Here is a 17,073-nt window from a genome sequence, read left to right as displayed (position 1 = left end):
CCCCGCGCCCGCCGCGCCGTCGCGCGTGAGTGCCGCCCGCCGTGACACAATGCACGCGTGAAGGGGATCATTCTCGCCGGGGGCTCTGGCACACGCCTGCACCCGGTGACGCTCGGCGTCTCGAAGCAGCTCGTCCCGGTGTACGACAAGCCGATGATCTACTACCCGCTGTCGACGCTCATGCTGGCCGGCATCCGGGACATCCTCGTCATCACCACTCCGCACGACCTCGAGCAGTTCCGCCGTCTCCTCGGTGACGGCTCGCAATTCGGCGTCGAACTCAGCTTCGCCGTGCAGCCCACTCCGTCCGGTCTGGCGCAGGCGTTCACCATCGGCGCCGATTTCATCGGAGACGACTCGGTCGCGCTCGTTCTCGGTGACAACCTCCTGTACGGGCCGGGGCTCGGGACTCAGCTGCAGCGCTTCGGCAGGATCGAGGGTGCCGCGATCTTCGCGTACTGGGTGGCACGGCCGGAGGCGTATGGAGTGGTCGAGTTCGACGGGGCCGGCCGGGCCGTATCCCTCGAGGAGAAGCCCCGCGTACCGAGGAGCAACTTCGCGGTGCCCGGACTCTACTTCTACGACAACGACGTGGTCGACATCGCCCGCGATCTCCGCCCGAGCGCGCGGGGGGAGTTCGAGATCACCGATGTGAACCTCGCGTACCTGGCACGGGGTGCACTCCGCGTCGAGGTCCTCCCGCGCGGAAGCGCTTGGCTCGACACCGGTACCTTCGATGACATGACCGATGCGGCGGACTACGTGCGCACGGTGCAACGGCGGACGGGACTGAACATCGGCGTGCCCGAAGAGGTGGCGTGGCGGCAGGGCTACCTCAGCGACGAGGCGCTGCACGCCCGCGCAGAGCAGCTGGTCAAGTCGGGGTACGGCTCCTACCTCCTCAAGATCCTCGGGGAGGGCAGGTCGTGAAGGACGTCCTGGTCACCGGTGGCGCGGGCTTCATCGGCTCGAACTTCGTGCATCATCTCGTCGCGCATACCGACGCCCACGTCACGGTGCTGGATGCGCTCACCTATGCCGGCGACCGTCGCTCGCTCGCCGGCCTGCCCGAGAACCGCCTCGCCTTCGTCCGGGGAGACATCGCCGACTCCGCTCTCGTCGACGACCTCGTCGCCGGCGCCGACACGGTCGTGCACTTCGCTGCCGAATCCCACAACGACAACTCCCTCGCCGAACCGCGCCCCTTCATCGACACCAATGTCGTGGGCACCTTCACGCTCCTCGAGGCAGCTCGGCGCCATGACCGCCGGTTCCACCACATCTCCACCGACGAGGTGTACGGCGATCTCGCCCTCGACGATCCCGAGCGGTTCACCGAGGCGACTCCCTACAACCCTTCCTCGCCCTACAGCTCGACGAAGGCGGCGAGCGACCTGCTCGTGCGCGCGTGGGTTCGCTCGTTCGGTCTTCGGGCGACGCTGTCGAACTGCTCCAACAACTACGGTCCGCGTCAGCACGTCGAGAAGTTCATCCCGCGGCAGATCACGAACATCCTGCGCGGCATCAGGCCGAAGCTGTATGGCCGAGGACTCAACGTCCGGGACTGGATCCACGTCGACGACCATTCGTCCGCGGTTCTCGCGATCGTGGAGCGCGGGCGCGTGGGGGAGACGTACCTGATCGGCGCCGACGGTGAGCGCAGCAACGCCGACGTTCTCGCCGACATCCTGCGACTGATGGGCCGGCCGGACGACGCCTTCGACTTCGTGACCGATCGGGCCGGCCATGACCTCCGGTATGCCATCGACTGGTCCAAGCTGCGCGACGAGCTCGGCTGGGAGCCCGCGCGGCGCGACTTCGACGCCGGGCTGGCAGCGACGATCGAGTGGTACCGCGCCAACGAGGACTGGTGGGCCGGATCCAAGGAGGCGACGGAGGCCTTCTACCGCTCCGTCGAGGAGCGACATGAGCGCTGATCCGCTCGCCGTCCATCAGACGCCCATTCCGGGACTCCTCCTCGTGAGCCTGCCGCTTCACGGCGACGAGCGGGGATGGTTCAAAGAGAACTGGGAACGCACGAAGATGACGGCTGCGGGCGTCCCCGACTTCGGCCCCGTGCAGCAGAACATCTCGTACAACGAGCAGGTGGGCACGACGCGAGGGATCCATGCCGAGCCGTGGGACAAGTGGATCTCGGTCGCGACGGGCCGGGTCTTCGGGGCCTGGGTCGATCTGCGGGACGGGCCGTCGTTCGGGACGGTCTTCACGGCCGAGATCGGCCCGTCCCGCGCGGTATTCGTGCCCCGCGGAGTGGGGAACGCCTACCAGACGCTGGAGCCCGGAACCGCATACTCCTACCTGGTGAACGACCACTGGTCGGCTTCCGCCGAGTACGTGTTCCTCAACCTTGCGGACGAGACGGCGGCGATCGCGTGGCCCATCCCCCTGTCCCGGGCTGTGATGTCGGGAAAGGACCGGGCGCACCCGCGTCTGCGTGACGTCATCCCGGTCGCGCCGCGGAAGGTCTTGGTGATCGGCGCCAACGGACAGCTCGGGATCGCGCTGCGCAGGGTTCTCGGCGACCGTCGCGTCGAGTACGCCTCGCACGAAGACCTCGACCTGGGGGCGGATCTCTCCTCCGCGCGACCCTGGCGCGACTACGACACCGTCGTCAATGCAGCCGCCTTCACCGCAGTCGATGCTGCGGAGTCTCCGCACGGGCGGGCGACCGCCTGGCGGGTCAATGCCGAGGGCGCCGCGGCGCTCGCGCGGGTCGCCGCGGACCATGCGCTCACGCTCGTCCACGTCTCGACCGACTACGTGTTCGACGGGACCTTCGACGGCGAGTACCCCGAGGATCACGCGCTGACCCCGCTCGGCGTCTACGGGCAGACCAAGGCCGCCGGCGACATCGCGGTCGCCGCGGCGCCGCGCCACTACATCGTCCGCACGTCATGGGTGATCGGAGCCGGCAGGAACTTCCTCCGCACGATGCACGACCTGGCGGCGAGGGGCGCATCCCCGTCGGTCGTCGACGATCAGCGCGGGCGTCTGACGTTCGCCGACGACCTGGCACGTGCGATCGCCCACCTCCTGGAGTCCCACGCACCCTACGGTGTGTACAACGTGACCGGCGCCGGCGAGCCGATGACGTGGGCGGAGGTGGCCCGCGTGGTGTTCGCCGCCGCCGGACAGGATCCCGACCGGGTCGCGCCGGTGTCCACCGAGGAGTACTCGGCCTCGGCGGCGTCGCCGACCGCCCCGCGGCCGCGCAACAGCGTGCTCGCCCTCGACCGCATCAGGGGTGTCGGGTTCGACCCGCCGGACCATCGCGAGTCCCTCGCCGCGTATCTGTCGGCGGAGCTGCCGCGGTGGCGCGCGGCTGCCGGCTGACGCGGCACGAGGCGGACCGCTGCGCGGGGCGCGTCGCGCGCCGGGTGCGAGAATGGGCGCATGACGATCGAGTCGCCCGCCACCGCCGCCGTCCGCCCGCTCGACTTCGAGGTCGCCGACCTCGCCCTCGCCGAAGCGGGCCGGCACCAGCTGCGTCTCGCCGAGAACGAGATGCCCGGGCTCATGGCACTGCGCCAGGAGTACGGCCCGCGGCAGCCGCTCGCCGGAGCACGCATCGCCGGCTCGCTCCACATGACGGTGCAGACGGCCGTGCTCATCGAGACCCTCGTGGCTCTCGGCGCCCAGGTGCGGTGGGCGAGCTGCAACATCTTCTCCACCCAGGACGAAGCGGCGGCCGCGGTCGTCGTGGGTCCGACGGGCACCGTCGACGCACCGGCGGGCGTTCCGGTGTTCGCGTGGAAGGGCGAGACGCTCGAGGAGTACTGGCGACTGGCCGACCGCATCTTCGACTGGTCGGCGGAGGGGTTCGACGGGCCGAATCTGATCCTCGACGACGGCGGTGACGCGACCCTGCTGGTGCACAGGGGCGTCCAGTTCGAGCAGGAAGGAGCGGTGCCGGATGCCGCACCCGGCGACTCCGAGGAGTACGGCATCGTCCTCGACACGCTGCGAGCGAGCCTGGCTGCCGATCCGCAGCGCTTCACGCGTATGGCGCAAGGGCTCATCGGCGTGACGGAGGAGACCACCACCGGCGTCCACCGTCTCTACGAGCTCGCAGCCGGCGGCCGCCTGCTCTTCCCCGCGATCAACGTGAACGACTCGGTGACCAAGTCCAAGTTCGACAACACCTACGGCATCCGCCACTCCCTGCCCGACGGGCTCAACCGGGCGACGGACGTGCTGATCGGCGGCAAGGTCGCGTTCGTCGCCGGCTACGGCGATGTGGGCAAGGGCGCGGCCGAGGCGCTGCGGGGGCAGGGCGCACGGGTGATCGTCGGCGAGGTCGACCCGATCTGCGCGCTGCAGGCGGCGATGGACGGCTTCCAGGTGGCGCGGCTCGAGTCCGTCCTGGGCGAGGTCGACCTGGTGATCACGGGGACCGGCAACACGCGGGTCGTCACGCCGGAGCACATCCTGGGGCTCAAGCACCTCGCGATCGTCGCGAACGTCGGCCACTTCGACGACGAGATCGACATGGCGGGGCTGGCGGCGATCGAGGGCGCCGAGCGCATCGAGATCAAGCCGCAGGTGCACGAGTGGCGCCTGCCGAACGGTCGCAGCGTGCTCGTGCTGAGCGAGGGCCGCCTCATGAACCTCGGCAACGCGACCGGCCACCCGTCGTTCGTGATGAGCGCGTCGTTCACCAACCAGGTGCTGGCCCAGCTCGAGCTGTACACCCGCCCGGACGAGTACCCGGTCGGCGTCTACACGCTCCCCAAGACCCTCGACGAGAAGGTGGCCCGGCTGCACCTCGCCGCGCTCGGCGTGGAGCTCACGATCCTCACGCCGGAGCAGGCCGCGTACATCGGCGTTCCGGTCGAGGGGCCGTACAAGCTCGACCACTACCGGTACTGACGGCTCAGCGCGCGGGGAAGCCCCTCGGCGCGGCGGGCGTCGTGCCGGTGAGCGCGGTGACCCGGTCGCGCTCGAGCTCGAGCGCGCGAAGCTCGCGCTGACGGCGGAGCGCGACGACGCCCATGATCAGCGTCTCGGGGTCGACCGCGGGTACGGGCGACACGTGCAGCGACGCCTCGGCGGCGAGGGATGCCGCGACCCGCGCCCGGGCCGACGGCTCCATGTTGCGCGCGGACTGGCCGAACTGCGCCAGCCGCCGCGCGAGTCGCTCCGGCAGGCGCGCGACGTCGGCGGTCTCCGCCCACGCGACGAGCGGAGGCGGGGTATCGAACGGCGCCGGCGGGAGGCGAGGGGTGCGGGTGCGCTCGGAGTAGGTGCCGGCCATCAGGTCGCCCAGGCGCTGCGAGCGGGGGGTGAACGCCCCGACGAGCGCAGCCACGGCGCCGAAGGTGAACCAGAGCTCGAACACGCCGATGAGGGCGCGGATGAGCGCATGGCGGAATCCTGCCGCGCCGCCGTCGGCACGGACGATGCGCCCGCCCACGGCGAGCTTGCCGAGGCTGCGGCCGCGCGAGGTCGTCTCGACGAGGGTCGGTACGACGACCGTCACCACGACGACGATCGCGATCGTCAGGATCGGCGCGGAGTCCGGAGGAAGCGCGCCCTGTCCGTCGAGCCAACCGACGATGAGGAGCAGCAGCAGGAACAGCGCCACGCCGATCAGCATGTCGATCAGCACACCGAGGGCACGCAGAAAGTACCCGATCGGCTGCACGTCCAGCGCGACGGCTTCGCCCGTGAGCACCTCGTCCTGGTGGATGTCGATGATCGTCGGGCGGACGTCGGTCATGGGTACAGTGAAGCACATGGATCTCGACGCCCTGACCGCCGCGAGACGGGCGGAATGGGAGCGTCTCGACGATCTCAGCCGCGCTCGGCGGCTGAGCGGTGCGGAGGTCGACGAACTGGTCGACCGCTATCGCGCTGCGTCGGCCGATCTGGCTGACGCGAAGACGTCGGCGGGGCGCAGCATCCAGGGAGACCACATCTCGACCATGCTGGCACGTGCCCGGCTGCGGCTGACCGGGGCGCCGGAGAATGTGCTGCGACAGCTGCCGCGGTTCTTCGCGCTCCAGCTGCCCGCGGCGCTCTACCGCGTGCGGTGGGGGACGCTCGTGATCGCGCTCGGGTTCATCCTCGTGGGCACAGTCGTCGCGTTCTGGATCTCCGGCGATCCCGCGCTCGTCGCGGCACTGGGCAACCGGCTCCAGCTCGAGCAGTACGCCGAAGGCGACTTCACCGACTACTACAGCGAGAAGCATCCGGCGACGTTCGCGGGCACCGTGTGGACCAACAACGCCTGGCTCGCCGTTCAATGCGTGATCTTCGGCATCACCGGGTTCTGGCCGGTCATGGTGCTCGTCGCCAACGCCGTCAGCGTGGGAACCGCGGCGGCGGTCATGCTCGCTTTCGGCCGCGGCGACGTCTTCGTGCTGTACATCCTTCCCCACGGACTGCTCGAGATGACGTGCCTGTTCGTCTCTGCGGCTGCGGGACTCGGAATCTTCTGGGCGTGGGTCGCGCCGGGCCGCCGCACGCGCGGGGAGGCGATCGCTTCGGCCGGCCGCTCGCTCGCGTCGATCGCCATCGGCCTCGTGCTGTGGCTGGCCGTCGCAGGAGCCATCGAGGGCTTCGTCACGGCGCAGCCGTGGCCGTGGCCCGTGAAGATCGGCATCGGCGCCCTCGCGCTCGTGCTGTTCCTCGTCTACATGATCGTCATAGGGGGTCGCGCGCACCGCCGCGGTGAGACCGGCGACCTCACGGAGTACGAGACAGGGACTCCGACGCTCGTCGCCGGATGAGGCATCCTTCCTTTTTTGAATCTCTCAAAAGAGGGTAGGATGGGTGCATGACCTCGCTTCCCTCCACCGCGCACGACGCGGGGGAGCGGATCCGCTCCGCGGGCCTGCGCGTGACGGACTCCCGCCGCGCCGTGCTCGACGCCGTGCGCGAGCGTCCCCATGCGAGCGCGGACGAACTCTTCGCTCTCGTCGCGATGACTGTTCCGAACACGAGCCTTCAGTCCGTGTACAACGCACTCGGCGATTTCGTCGACGCCGGTCTCGTCCGGCGCATCGAGCCGGCGGGTCGTCCGGGGCTGTTCGAGCTGCGCGTCGACGACAACCACCACCATCTCGTGTGCACCGAGTGCGGTGCGGTCGAGGACGTCGACTGCGCGGTGGGTCCGGCGCCGTGCCTCACACCCTCCGACGCGCACGGGTACGCCGTGAGGGTCGCCGAGGTGACGTTCTGGGGTGTCTGCCCGGCCTGTGCCGCGGCATCCCACTGATCTCTTCATCCATCTGAACCAGGAAGGAAACCCATGGACGCCAACCATGAGGGCGCTGAGCCCATCGGCACCAACCCGACCGACGCCGACCAGGCGGTCACGCCGATCGACACGCCGGTCGAGGAGCGCGAGGACGGCGAGAGCCGCCCGCGTCCGAACGAGGCCGACGGCTGCCCGGTCATCCACGGCGGCCAGCCGCACCCGACGAGCGGGAACGCGAACAGCGTGTGGTGGCCGAACCAGCTGAACCTGAAGATCCTCGCCAAGAACCCGGCGGTGGCCAACCCGCTCGACGAGGGCTTCGACTACAAGGCCGCCTTCGAGGCGCTCGACCTCGCGGCGGTCAAGGCCGACATCGCCGAGACGCTCACCACGTCGCAGGACTGGTGGCCCGCCGACTTCGGCAACTACGGCCCGCTGATGATCCGCATGGCCTGGCACAGCGCCGGCACCTACCGCGTCACCGACGGCCGCGGCGGCGGCGGCGCCGGCCAGCAGCGCTTCGCCCCGCTCAACAGCTGGCCCGACAACGTCAACCTCGACAAGGCGCGCCGTCTGCTGTGGCCCGTCAAGAAGAAGTACGGTCAGTCGCTCTCCTGGGCGGACCTGATGATCCTGGCCGGCAACGTGGCCCTCGAGTCGATGGGCTTCGAGACGTTCGGCTTCGCCGGTGGCCGCGCCGACGTGTGGGAGCCCGACGCCGACGTGTACTGGGGTCCCGAGACCACGTGGCTGGACGACCAGCGCTACTCGGGCGACCGTGAGCTCGAGAAGCCGCTCGCTGCGGTGCAGATGGGTCTCATCTACGTCAACCCCGAGGGCCCCAACGGCAACCCCGACCCGCTGGCATCGGCCCGCGACATCCGCGAGACATTCGGCCGCATGGCGATGAACGACGAGGAGACCGTCGCGCTCATCGCCGGCGGCCACACCTTCGGAAAGACGCACGGTGCCGCGCCCGACACCAACATCGAGGAGAACCCCGAGGCTGCCGGGCTGGAGCAGCAGGGACTGGGCTGGAAGAACAACTTCGGCACCGGCCACGGGGACGACACCATCACCTCGGGCCTCGAGGTGACGTGGACCTACCACCCGACGCGCTGGGACAACGAGTTCTTCCACATCCTCTACGCGTACGAGTGGGAGCTCATGCGCAGCCCGGGCGGCGGCCACCAGTGGCGTCCGATCAACGGCGGCGGCGCCGACATGGTGCCGCTCGCGCACTCGGACGGCCGTCGCGAGCCGCGCATGCTCACGAGCGACATCGCCCTGCGCATGGACCCCGAGTACGACAAGATCTCGCGTCGCTTCAAGGACGACACCGCGGCCTTCGCCGACGCATTCGCCCGCGCGTGGTTCAAGCTCACCCACCGCGACATGGGACCGATCGACCGGTACCTGGGCCCCGAGGTTCCGGCCGAGGAGCTGCTGTGGCAGGACCGCGTCCCCGCGGTCGACCACGAGCTGATCGACGCGGCGGACGCCGCCGCGCTCAAGGCGCAGATCCTCGAGAGCGGCCTCACGGTGTCGGAGCTCGTCGAGACCACGTGGGCGGCGGCGTCGTCGTTCCGCGGCAGCGACAAGCGCGGCGGCGTCAACGGCGCCCGCATCCGCCTCGCGCCGCAGAAGGACTGGGAGGTCAACAAGCCCGCGCAGCTGGCCACCGTGCTCGCCAAGCTCGAGCAGGTCCAGGCGTCGTTCAACGACGACCGCAGCGACGGGAAGAAGGTGTCGCTTGCCGACCTCATCGTCCTCGCCGGCAACGCCGCGGTCGAGAAGGCGGCCCGCGACGCGGGCGTCGAGGTCGAGGTGGACTTCCACCCTGGCCGCACCGACGCGACGCAGGAGCAGACGGATGCCGCGTCGTTCGCGTTCCTCGAGCCGATCACCGACGGGTTCCGCAACTACTACGGCCCGCGTGCGTTCATGCCCGAGGAGCACCACCTGATCGACCGCGCGAACCTCCTCACGCTGAGCGCTCCCGAGATGACCGTCCTCGTCGGCGGTCTGCGGGTGCTCGGCGCGAACTGGGACGGCTCCGACTACGGCGTCTTCACTGACCGCAAGGGTGTGCTCACGAACGACTTCTTCGTGAACCTGCTCGACCTCGGCACCACGTGGAAGCCGCTCGACCCCGGCTCGCACGCGTTCTCGGGTGCGAAGGACGGCTCGGGCGAGCCCGTCGGCATCGGCACGCGTGTCGACCTGCTGTTCAGCTCGAACTCCGAGCTGCGCGCCGTCGCCGAGGTGTACGCCTCCGACGACGCGAAGGAGAAGTTCGTGCGCGACTTCGCCAAGGCCTGGGGCAAGGTCACCGAGCTCGACCGATTCGACCTGGTCTGACCCGCACGGCAACACGAAGCGGCCCGTCCCTGAGGGGCGGGCCGCTTCGGCGTCTCGGGAGGGCGCTACTTGACGCGCGCCTCCTTCGGTGCGGGCGGCACCGAGCCCTTGGGCTCGAACAGTGCGCGGTGCAGGAAGCCCGCAAGCAGACCGCCGACGAGCGGGAACACGATGAAGACCCACAGCTGGCCGAGTGCCGCCGGGCCGCCGTAGATGGCGGTGGCGATCGACCGCGCCGGGTTCACCGAGGTGTTGTCGATCGGAATCGACGCCAGGTGGATGAACGTGAGGGTGAGGCCGATCGCCAGACCCGCGAACCCTGCGGTGCCGCGCTGCGGGTGGGTCACGCCGAGGATCACGAGCAGGAAGACCGCCGTGAAGAGGATCTCGGCCACGATCGCGGCGCCCAGGCCGAAGCCGCCGGGCGACTGCTCGCCGAAGCCGTTGCTCGCGAAACCGCCGTCCTGCGCGGCGGCGAGCCAGCCCGCGGGTCCGAAGATGCCGATCAGCACGATGAGCGTCGTCGCCAGCGCGCCGCCGACGATCTGCGCGATCAGGTAGCCGGGGGTGTCCTTCCACGGGAAGCGCCCCGCGGCGGCGAGCCCGAAGGTCACTGCCGGGTTGAAATGCCCTCCCGAGATCGGACCCCACGTGTAGATGCCGGCGAGCAGGGTCAGGCCGAAGGCCAGCGAGACGCCGATGAAGCCGATGCCGAGCGATGAGCCGTTCGACCCGGTGCCGAAGTCGGCCGCGAACAGGGCCGCCCCGATGGAGCCGAAGACGAGCAGGAATGTTCCCAGCGCCTCCGCGACCAGCTTGTTCGCGGTGGTAGGCGTGGTGGTGGTGTCGGACATGGACAGACCCCTTTCCTCGTCGCGAGGGTACCGCTACTGTCAGGTGATTCCCAGGAAGGGGCGGCGGAGTGTCCTCGGGTTACGCCGCGTCACGGGTGGTGGCGCGGGAGCGATGCGTTCGGATCAGAGCCGGCCGGCCGCCTTCAGGGATAGGTAGCGGTCGGCGATGCGCGGGGGGAGCAGCTCCGGGCTGTCGGCGATCGCCTCGGCGCCCGCGCGGGCGATCGCGGCGGCGACGGCCGCGGCATCCTGGGCGGTCTTCTCGGCGGCTGCATCGCGGTAGACGGATGCCGCGTCCGGCCGCTGCTCGCGGGACGAGGCTTCCTGGGTGACGGTGCCCACGAGGACGTGGGCGCGCGCGGTCAGCCCCGGCAGCGACCCGAGGAAGCCGCGTGCGGCGTCGGCGGCGTCTTGCGCGGTGAGCAGCACGACGAGCGACGGACGCGATGTCAGCGCGCGCACCTGGGCGAAAGCGGCGTCCCAGTCGGTGTCGATGAGCTGCGGCTCGACCGGTGCCATCGCATCGACGAGCGCCGGCAGCAGGGCCGGGCCGTCGACCCGGGTCACGCGGGCCCGGATCACCCGGTCGAACATCAGCAGGTGGGTGTGGTCACCTGCGCGGTTCGCGAGCGCCGCGAGCAGCAGCGCGGCCTCCATCGCAGCATCCAGGCGCACACCGTCGCCGACGCGTGCGGCCGATGTGCGTCCGGTGTCCACGACGATCACGACGTGGCGATCGCGCTCCGGGCGCCACGTGCGCAGCATCGTCGTCGTCGAGCGGGCCGTCGCTCGCCAGTCGATCGCGCGCACGTCGTCGCCTCGGACGTACTCGCGCAGGCTGTCGAACTCGGTGCCCTGGCCGCGCACTTGGACGCTCGTGTTGCCGTCGAGCTCGCGCAGCCGGGCGAGGCGCGAGGGCAGATGACGGCGGGCGGTGAACGGCGGCAGCACCCGGATCGCGCCCCGCGCGTCGATCTTCGCCTGACGCCCGGCCAGGCGGAGCGGTCCGTCGGAGCGGATCACGACGAACGCGGTCGTCAGCTCGCCTCGGCGCCGCGGGATCAGCGGGATCGCCGCCATGCGCCGCTCGCCTGGAGGGATCACGACGGGAACGCGCTCGGCGGGCGCGCCCGCGGTGGGCTGCCACGCGTCACGGAGGCGCCCGCGCAGCGTGCGCGATCCTGTGTTGCGGAGACCGACCTCGGCGACCGCGGGCTCGCCCAGCAGGACACGGCGCGGCATCCGTCGCTCCACCGTCACCTGGCGCGGGTCGGGCGCGAGTGCGGCGTCCGCCAGGACGGCGATCACGCAGACGGCCAGCCACGACGACGCCGCGAGCCACGCGTCCACGCCGGCCAGCGAGAGCAGCACGACGGGCACGGCGCCGACGGCGACGAGGAGGGGAGTGCGTCCGGTGAGGTACACGGGCGCGACTCAGATGGGGACGCGGGTCTGCTGCACCACCGAGCCGAGGACCGCGTCGACCGAGACGCCCTCGAGCTCGGCGTCGGGGCGCAGGCGGATTCGGTGGCGCCACGTCGGCAGCAGCATCGTCTGCACGTGGTCGGGCGTGATGGCCGGGTACCCGCCGAGCCAGGCCCATGCCTTCGCGGCGGCCAGCAGCGCGGTCGCCGCACGAGGGCTCACCCCGAGCTGCACCGACGGGCTGCGGCGGGTCGCCTGCGCGAGGTCGACGACGTAGCCCAGCACGTCGTCCGAGACGGTGACGGATGCCGCGGCCCGCTGCGCCGCGCGGATCTCGCCCGCTGTCACGGCGCGCTCGAGACCCGCCGCGGCTAGGTCGCGCGGATCGAACCCGCTCGCGTGGCGCCGCAGCACCGCGAGCTCCGCATCGCGGGCGGGCACGTCGACGATCAGCTTGAGCAGGAACCGGTCGAGCTGCGCCTCGGGCAGGGTGTACGTGCCCTCGTGCTCGATCGGGTTCTGCGTGGCCGCCACGAGGAACGGATCGGGCAGCGGTCGCGTGACGCCGTCGGCCGAGACCTGGCGCTCCTCCATCGCCTCCAGCAGTGCGGCCTGGGTCTTCGGCGGAGTGCGGTTGATCTCGTCGGCCAGGACGACGTTCGTGAAGACCGGCCCCTCTCGGAACTCGAACTCGCCCGAGCGCGCGTCGTAGATCAGCGAGCCCGAGACGTCGCCGGGCATGAGGTCGGGCGTGAACTGGATGCGCTTGGTGTCCAGGCCGAGCGCCGTCGAGAACGCGCGCACCAACAGCGTCTTGGCGACACCGGGCACGCCCTCGAGGAGGACGTGGCCGCGGGCGAGGACCGCGATGAGCAGGCCGGTCACGGTGCCGTCCTGCCCGACGACCGCCTTGCCCACCTCGACGCGCACGCGGTTCATGGCCTCGCGCAGCGCGGCGTCGTCGGCGGCGACCGTGTCGATCGGGGGAGTGTCGGTCATCGAGGGTTCCTTTCCGGACGGACGGCCGCGTGCACGGCGTCCTCGAGATGGCGCAGCCGCAGGCTGAGGGAGACGAGGTCGGAATCCGTGACGGGGATGTCGTCGAGGAGGATCCGGCGCGCGGCGCCCGCATCGATCCCCGCACGCGCAGCGGCGGCGTCGGAGATCTCGGGCGCGGAAGCGGCGGGACCGAGGCCGAGCGTACGGGCCAGGCGGCCGAGGGCGCCGATGCGCAACTGGTCGGCCGCGTGCAGGGCGTCGCGTGACTGGGCGTAGAGCCGTGCGCGACCTTCCGTGGTCTCGGACGCGCGCACCGTCACGGGGAGGCGCTCGGCCACGAGCGGGCCGAACCGGCGTCCGCGCCAGATCCCGGCGGCCACCCCGGCGACGAGGAGGAGCACGATGACGGGACTCACCCACGGCGGGGTCAGCTCGCCGATCGACAGGTCGGTGTCGGCGATGTCGGTGTCGCCCGTACCGGGCTGGTACCACACGACGAGCGGATGCCGCCCCATCAGGTTGATCGCGAGTGCCGCGTTGCCGTCCTCGGCGAGACGCGCGTTCGTGAAGAGGTCGGTGCCGTCGATGGCAGCCGCGCGACCGTTGCCGTGCGGCCCCAAGAGCAGCCCGTAGCCGTCTCCCGCCGGGTAGCACGCCGAGAAGTCGCTTCCGGCGCCCGCGTCCGCGTCGGGCGGCGTGAGCACGATCCCCGGCTCGATCGCGCCCGAGCGCACCGCGTCACCGAGGTCGCAGTCGGGACCGGTGGTGCCGAAGGGGGCATACCCGGCGGTCTCGGCTCCAGGAAGCAGGAGGTCGAGCGATCGCGCTCGCGGCTCGATGAGCACGACGTCGGCCGCGCGGCCGATGAGGTCCTGCAGTCCCTCGTCGGAGAGCGCCGGGGTGTCGGGGAGCACGAGCGTCGCCGCGGCGCCATCGAGCGCGGAGCCCGCGTCGACGTGGTCGCGCACCACGCGCACCTCGACGCCCTGATCGCGAAGCACCTCGACGAGTGCGCGGGTACCGCTCGGACCGGCCGACTGGGGATCGAGCGCGTCGCGCTGCGCCCACTCGCCCGCCGCGGCGATCACGGTGCCGAGGCCGCCGATGGCCAGCAGCGCCACGGCGATGACGATCCATGTCGTCACACGCCGAGCGCGCCCCGGTGAAGCCGGCGGTCCGGCGGTGACCGGTGGCGCCGCGACGGCCGTCATGCCGGGACCTCCGCCGCGACGAGCGGCTTCGCGGCGACGACGGCGCCGTCGGTCTCGGCCACCTGCCGGTACAGGGCGGCGGTTCCGGGGCGCCGCAGATAGCGCACGTCGTCGAAGGCGGCCGCGGACCGCTCCAGCTCGCCGGCGAGATGGGGGAACACGCGGGCGGCCGCGCGCGCGAAGGCGTGGACCGTCGCGCCGGGAGGCGTGTCGACGACCCCGCGTTCGCTGCATCCCCGTGCCAGCGCGCGGAAGTGCAGAACGATCGCCGCGTCCCATTCGGCCTTGCGGGCGTGGGACTCCGCTGCCGACCGGAGCTCGGCGGCGGAGCGGATCTCGGCCTCTCCGAACAGCGAGGACGACGGGACCTGAGCCCGACGCGAGGAGCGAGGGATGCCCCAGATCGCGAACGCCACCCCGATCAGGATGAGCACGACGATCGCCGCGACGACCGCGACCGCGGGGCCCCATTCGCCGGAGAGCTCGGTCGCGAAGAGCCGCTCGAAGAAGTCGGCGACACCCCGGGCGATCCGGTCGAAGGGCGTCGGCTCGGCGACGTCGTAGACCGGGTCGGACAGCTCCTGCTCGGCCCAGCGCCGCGCCTCATCGCCGTCGGGCGTCGGACCGGCGTGGGCGGCGTGGCTCGGCGCGCCGGCGGTCACCACGGCGCCGAGAGTGAGGCCGGCGCTCAAGCCCACGGCGACTCTCGGTCGACGCCGTCGGCCGGAGTGCCGGGGGCGGTCCAGGCGGTCGGTGCGGGCGCGGGGTGCTCCTCGGTCGGTGCAGGCTGCGGTGCAGGCGCCGGCTGCGTCGCGGGCGGCGCGTACGGGGGTGTCACGGGGGCTTGGCCGTAGGGCTGCTGCGCTGGGCCGTACCCGACCGCGGGCCCCTGGCCGTAGGGCGCTGCAGGCGCCTGGACATACCCCGGCGGCTGAGCGTACGGTGCCGCGGGCGGCTGACCGTAAGGTGCCGCGGGCGGCTGACCGTAGGCGGGCGGGTAGCCCGGGGGCACGGCATAGGCGGGCTGCGGCAGGCGGGGCGCGATGGCGCGGCCGATGTGCTCGCGATACGGGTCGGGCAGAGCGGTGGCGCCGGCGTCGCGCCGCTCGACGTAGGCCAGCAGGTCGAGGTCGAGTCCTTCGTGCCGCATGCGGCAGTCGATGTAGATGATCGCGGTCGCCGTCGACTGAACGACCACGGCTACCGACTGCAGCAGCAGCGTGACCACCTGGGTGAGCAGCAGCACCGCGATCATCGCGATGATCGCGGAGGGCTCGGGGTCGCCGGTCGGGGCGATGACGGTCGTGAGCCCGGTGCTCAGGAAGCTGAACGGTACGCTGACGACCTGGGCGACGAACCCGAAGACCAGCGAGATGAGGATGATCACGCCGAGCGCGGGCCAGAAGCGCCCGCGGGTCAGCCGCCAGGAGCGGGCGACCGCCTGACCGATCGTGGCCTGCTCGAGGATGATCGCCGACGGCGCGAGCAGCAGCTTGATCATCAGCCACAGCGTGAGCGGGATGGCGGCGAGGATCGCCATCACCGTGAAGAGGATGGCCATGGGGCCCGCCGCGATCGCGATGCCGACGATCGCGGCGACGACAGCACCCGTCACGATGACCACGGCGAGCGTGAGGAGCAGCGTGTAACCGATGAGCCGCCACACGACCGGCCTCAGCTGTCGCCAGAGCGCGGACAGCCGCAGCTTCTCGGCTACCGCCGCATGGGCGACCTCGATCACCACGATGCCCTGCACGACAACACCGAGCGCACCGGCGGCGAGCCCCAGCACGAGGCCGGCGATCAGCGTGATCGCGATCGACCCGGCCATGACGGCCTCGAACTCCTCGGTGCCGAACCGCAGCGTGTCGAGCCGCGTGAAGGATGCCCACGCGACACCCACGATGGCGGCCGTGACGATGAGGTAGGCGAGCGTCTGCACGACCAGCGCGAACCCGAGCAGCACGCGCGGGTTCTGCCGGAGGGCCGAGAACGAGCGGCCGAGGATCGTTCCGAACGGGAGCGGGTGGAGGGGGATGATGCCCGGGCGGGATGCCGGTGTCCAAGCCGGATAGGCGGTCACGGTCTCCCTTTCTGGATCGGGCTGTCCGCATCGGGGCGGAGCGCCTCGCTGGCTGATCCCTATCGTGTCACATCCGCCGAGGGCTCCCAGGGCGTTCATCCCCGACGTTCGGCGGCGTCACGGTTCGTGTTGGGCCCCTCCTCAGGCAGGGTCCACTACTCTGTGGGGAGCGCAGGGGGAAGGCGCCGTCCGTGCCGTGCCCTGCGTGCCCAACAAGAAGGACGAACCGCGCGATGACTTCACGCATCCTGGTGGTCGACGACGACACCGCCCTCGCCGAGATGATCGGCATCGTGCTGCGCACCGAGGGGTTCGACACGGCGTTCTGCGCAGACGGGGCGAAGGCCGTCGACGCGTGGCGCACCGAGCGGCCCGACCTCATCCTCCTCGACCTCATGCTCCCCGGCATGGACGGCATCGAGATCTGCACCCGTGTGCGCGCCGAGTCCGGCGTCCCGATCATCATGCTGACCGCGCGCACCGACACCGCCGACGTCGTGAAGGGCCTCGAGTCGGGCGCCGACGACTACATCGTCAAGCCGTTCAACCCGAAGGAGCTCGTCGCGCGGATCAAGACCCGGCTGCGCCCCGCGAGTCAGCCCGCGAACGACCACCTGCGCATCGGCGACCTGACCGTCGACGTCGCCGCGCACGAGGTGCGTCGCGGCGACACCCCCATCGCTCTGACGCCGCTCGAGTTCGAGCTGCTCGTCGCGCTCGCGTCGAAGCCGCAGCAGGTGTTCTCGCGCGAGATGCTCCTCGAGCAGGTCTGGGGGTACCACTACAAGGCAGACACGCGCCTCGTGAACGTCCACGTGCAGCGTCTGCGCGCGAAGGTCGAGCTCGACCCCGACAACCCGAAGATCGTGACCACGGTGCGCGGCGTGGGCTACCGCGCCGGTGCCGTCGTCTGAGGTC

General features: G+C 71.1%; 15 protein-coding genes. 8 read left to right on the top strand and 7 right to left on the bottom strand.

Translation table 11 applies throughout. The annotated features are described in order from the left end of the window. The first annotated feature begins 57 nt into the window (after positions 1–57). Genes rfbA through ahcY form a run of 4 tightly spaced genes read left to right on the top strand, consistent with a single transcriptional unit; the run spans position 58 to position 4,890 of the window. The gene (gene rfbA / locus MK786_RS11325; RefSeq protein ID WP_241112341.1) at positions 58–930 is read left to right on the top strand and encodes a glucose-1-phosphate thymidylyltransferase RfbA; all 873 of its coding nucleotides are present in this window, start codon (positions 58–60) and stop codon (positions 928–930) included. Next, a complete protein-coding gene (gene rfbB / locus MK786_RS11320; RefSeq protein WP_241112340.1) occupies positions 927–1,937 on the top strand; it encodes a dTDP-glucose 4,6-dehydratase in 1,011 nt (336 codons plus the stop codon). Before rfbA ends, rfbB begins: the two co-directional genes overlap by 4 nt. Beyond that, the gene (gene rfbD, locus MK786_RS11315; protein WP_241112339.1) at positions 1,927–3,354 is read left to right on the top strand and encodes a dTDP-4-dehydrorhamnose reductase; all 1,428 of its coding nucleotides are present in this window, start codon (positions 1,927–1,929) and stop codon (positions 3,352–3,354) included. The genes rfbB and rfbD overlap by 11 nt, the downstream gene beginning before the upstream one ends. A 60-nt stretch (positions 3,355–3,414) precedes the next feature. Next, the gene (gene ahcY / locus MK786_RS11310; protein WP_241112338.1) at positions 3,415–4,890 is read left to right on the top strand and encodes an adenosylhomocysteinase; all 1,476 of its coding nucleotides are present in this window, start codon (positions 3,415–3,417) and stop codon (positions 4,888–4,890) included. A 4-nt stretch (positions 4,891–4,894) separates the two neighbouring features. On the opposite strand, the gene MK786_RS11305 is transcribed toward ahcY, so the two are convergent. Then, positions 4,895–5,740, bottom strand: coding sequence for an RDD family protein (locus tag MK786_RS11305; RefSeq protein WP_241112337.1), 846 nt, complete (start codon positions 5,738–5,740; stop codon positions 4,895–4,897). Between the two features lie 16 nt (positions 5,741–5,756). On the opposite strand from MK786_RS11305, the gene MK786_RS11300 reads away from it, so the two are divergent. From MK786_RS11300 to katG, 3 genes are read left to right on the top strand one after another with little or no spacing between them, the layout of a single operon-like run. Next, positions 5,757–6,752 carry a stage II sporulation protein M gene (locus MK786_RS11300; protein ID WP_241112336.1) on the top strand — a complete coding sequence of 332 codons (996 nt, stop codon included), beginning with the start codon at positions 5,757–5,759 and terminating at the stop codon, positions 6,750–6,752. 47 nt (positions 6,753–6,799) lie between these two features. After that, positions 6,800–7,240 (top strand): Fur family transcriptional regulator, encoded by a 441-nt coding sequence (locus MK786_RS11295; protein ID WP_241112335.1) that lies wholly within the window; start codon positions 6,800–6,802, stop codon positions 7,238–7,240. Positions 7,241–7,273: 33 nt separating this feature from the next. Next, positions 7,274–9,583, top strand: coding sequence for a catalase/peroxidase HPI (gene katG, locus MK786_RS11290; protein ID WP_241112334.1), 2,310 nt, complete (start codon positions 7,274–7,276; stop codon positions 9,581–9,583). A 65-nt stretch (positions 9,584–9,648) separates the two neighbouring features. Here katG and aqpZ read toward each other — a convergent pair whose 3' ends face one another. From aqpZ to MK786_RS16465, 6 genes are all read right to left on the bottom strand, one after another. Beyond that, entirely contained in the window at positions 9,649–10,437 is a 789-nt protein-coding gene (gene aqpZ, locus MK786_RS11285) for an aquaporin Z (RefSeq protein ID WP_241112333.1), read from the bottom strand. 123 nt (positions 10,438–10,560) lie between these two features. Further along, positions 10,561–11,862: a DUF58 domain-containing protein gene (locus MK786_RS11280; protein ID WP_241112332.1), complete on the bottom strand. Its 1,302-nt coding sequence runs from the start codon at positions 11,860–11,862 to the stop codon at positions 10,561–10,563. 9 nt (positions 11,863–11,871) lie between these two features. Next, positions 11,872–12,861, bottom strand: a complete 990-nt coding sequence (locus MK786_RS11275; RefSeq protein ID WP_241112331.1) for a MoxR family ATPase — start codon at positions 12,859–12,861, stop codon at positions 11,872–11,874. Next, positions 12,858–14,006, bottom strand: coding sequence for a DUF4350 domain-containing protein (locus tag MK786_RS11270; RefSeq protein ID WP_241112330.1), 1,149 nt, complete (start codon positions 14,004–14,006; stop codon positions 12,858–12,860). The genes MK786_RS11275 and MK786_RS11270 overlap by 4 nt, the downstream gene beginning before the upstream one ends. Before the next feature lie 62 nt (positions 14,007–14,068). Next, positions 14,069–14,770: a DUF4129 domain-containing protein gene (locus MK786_RS11265; protein WP_241112329.1), complete on the bottom strand. Its 702-nt coding sequence runs from the start codon at positions 14,768–14,770 to the stop codon at positions 14,069–14,071. Further along, on the bottom strand, positions 14,761–16,155 hold the full coding sequence (locus MK786_RS16465) for a glycerophosphoryl diester phosphodiesterase membrane domain-containing protein (RefSeq protein ID WP_241112328.1): 1,395 nt from the start codon (positions 16,153–16,155) through the stop codon (positions 14,761–14,763). Before MK786_RS16465 ends, MK786_RS11265 begins: the two co-directional genes overlap by 10 nt. 233 nt (positions 16,156–16,388) lie before the next feature. Between MK786_RS16465 and mtrA the strand changes: the two genes are divergently transcribed. Beyond that, positions 16,389–17,069 (top strand): MtrAB system response regulator MtrA, encoded by a 681-nt coding sequence (gene mtrA / locus MK786_RS11255; protein ID WP_214465797.1) that lies wholly within the window; start codon positions 16,389–16,391, stop codon positions 17,067–17,069. Positions 17,070–17,073 lie beyond the last annotated feature (4 nt).

This window comes from Microbacterium sp. CFH 31415 (assembly GCF_022538185.1).
Taxonomy (GTDB): Bacteria; Actinomycetota; Actinomycetes; order Actinomycetales; family Microbacteriaceae; genus Microbacterium.
This window is presented reverse-complemented; position numbering and strand designations above follow the sequence as displayed.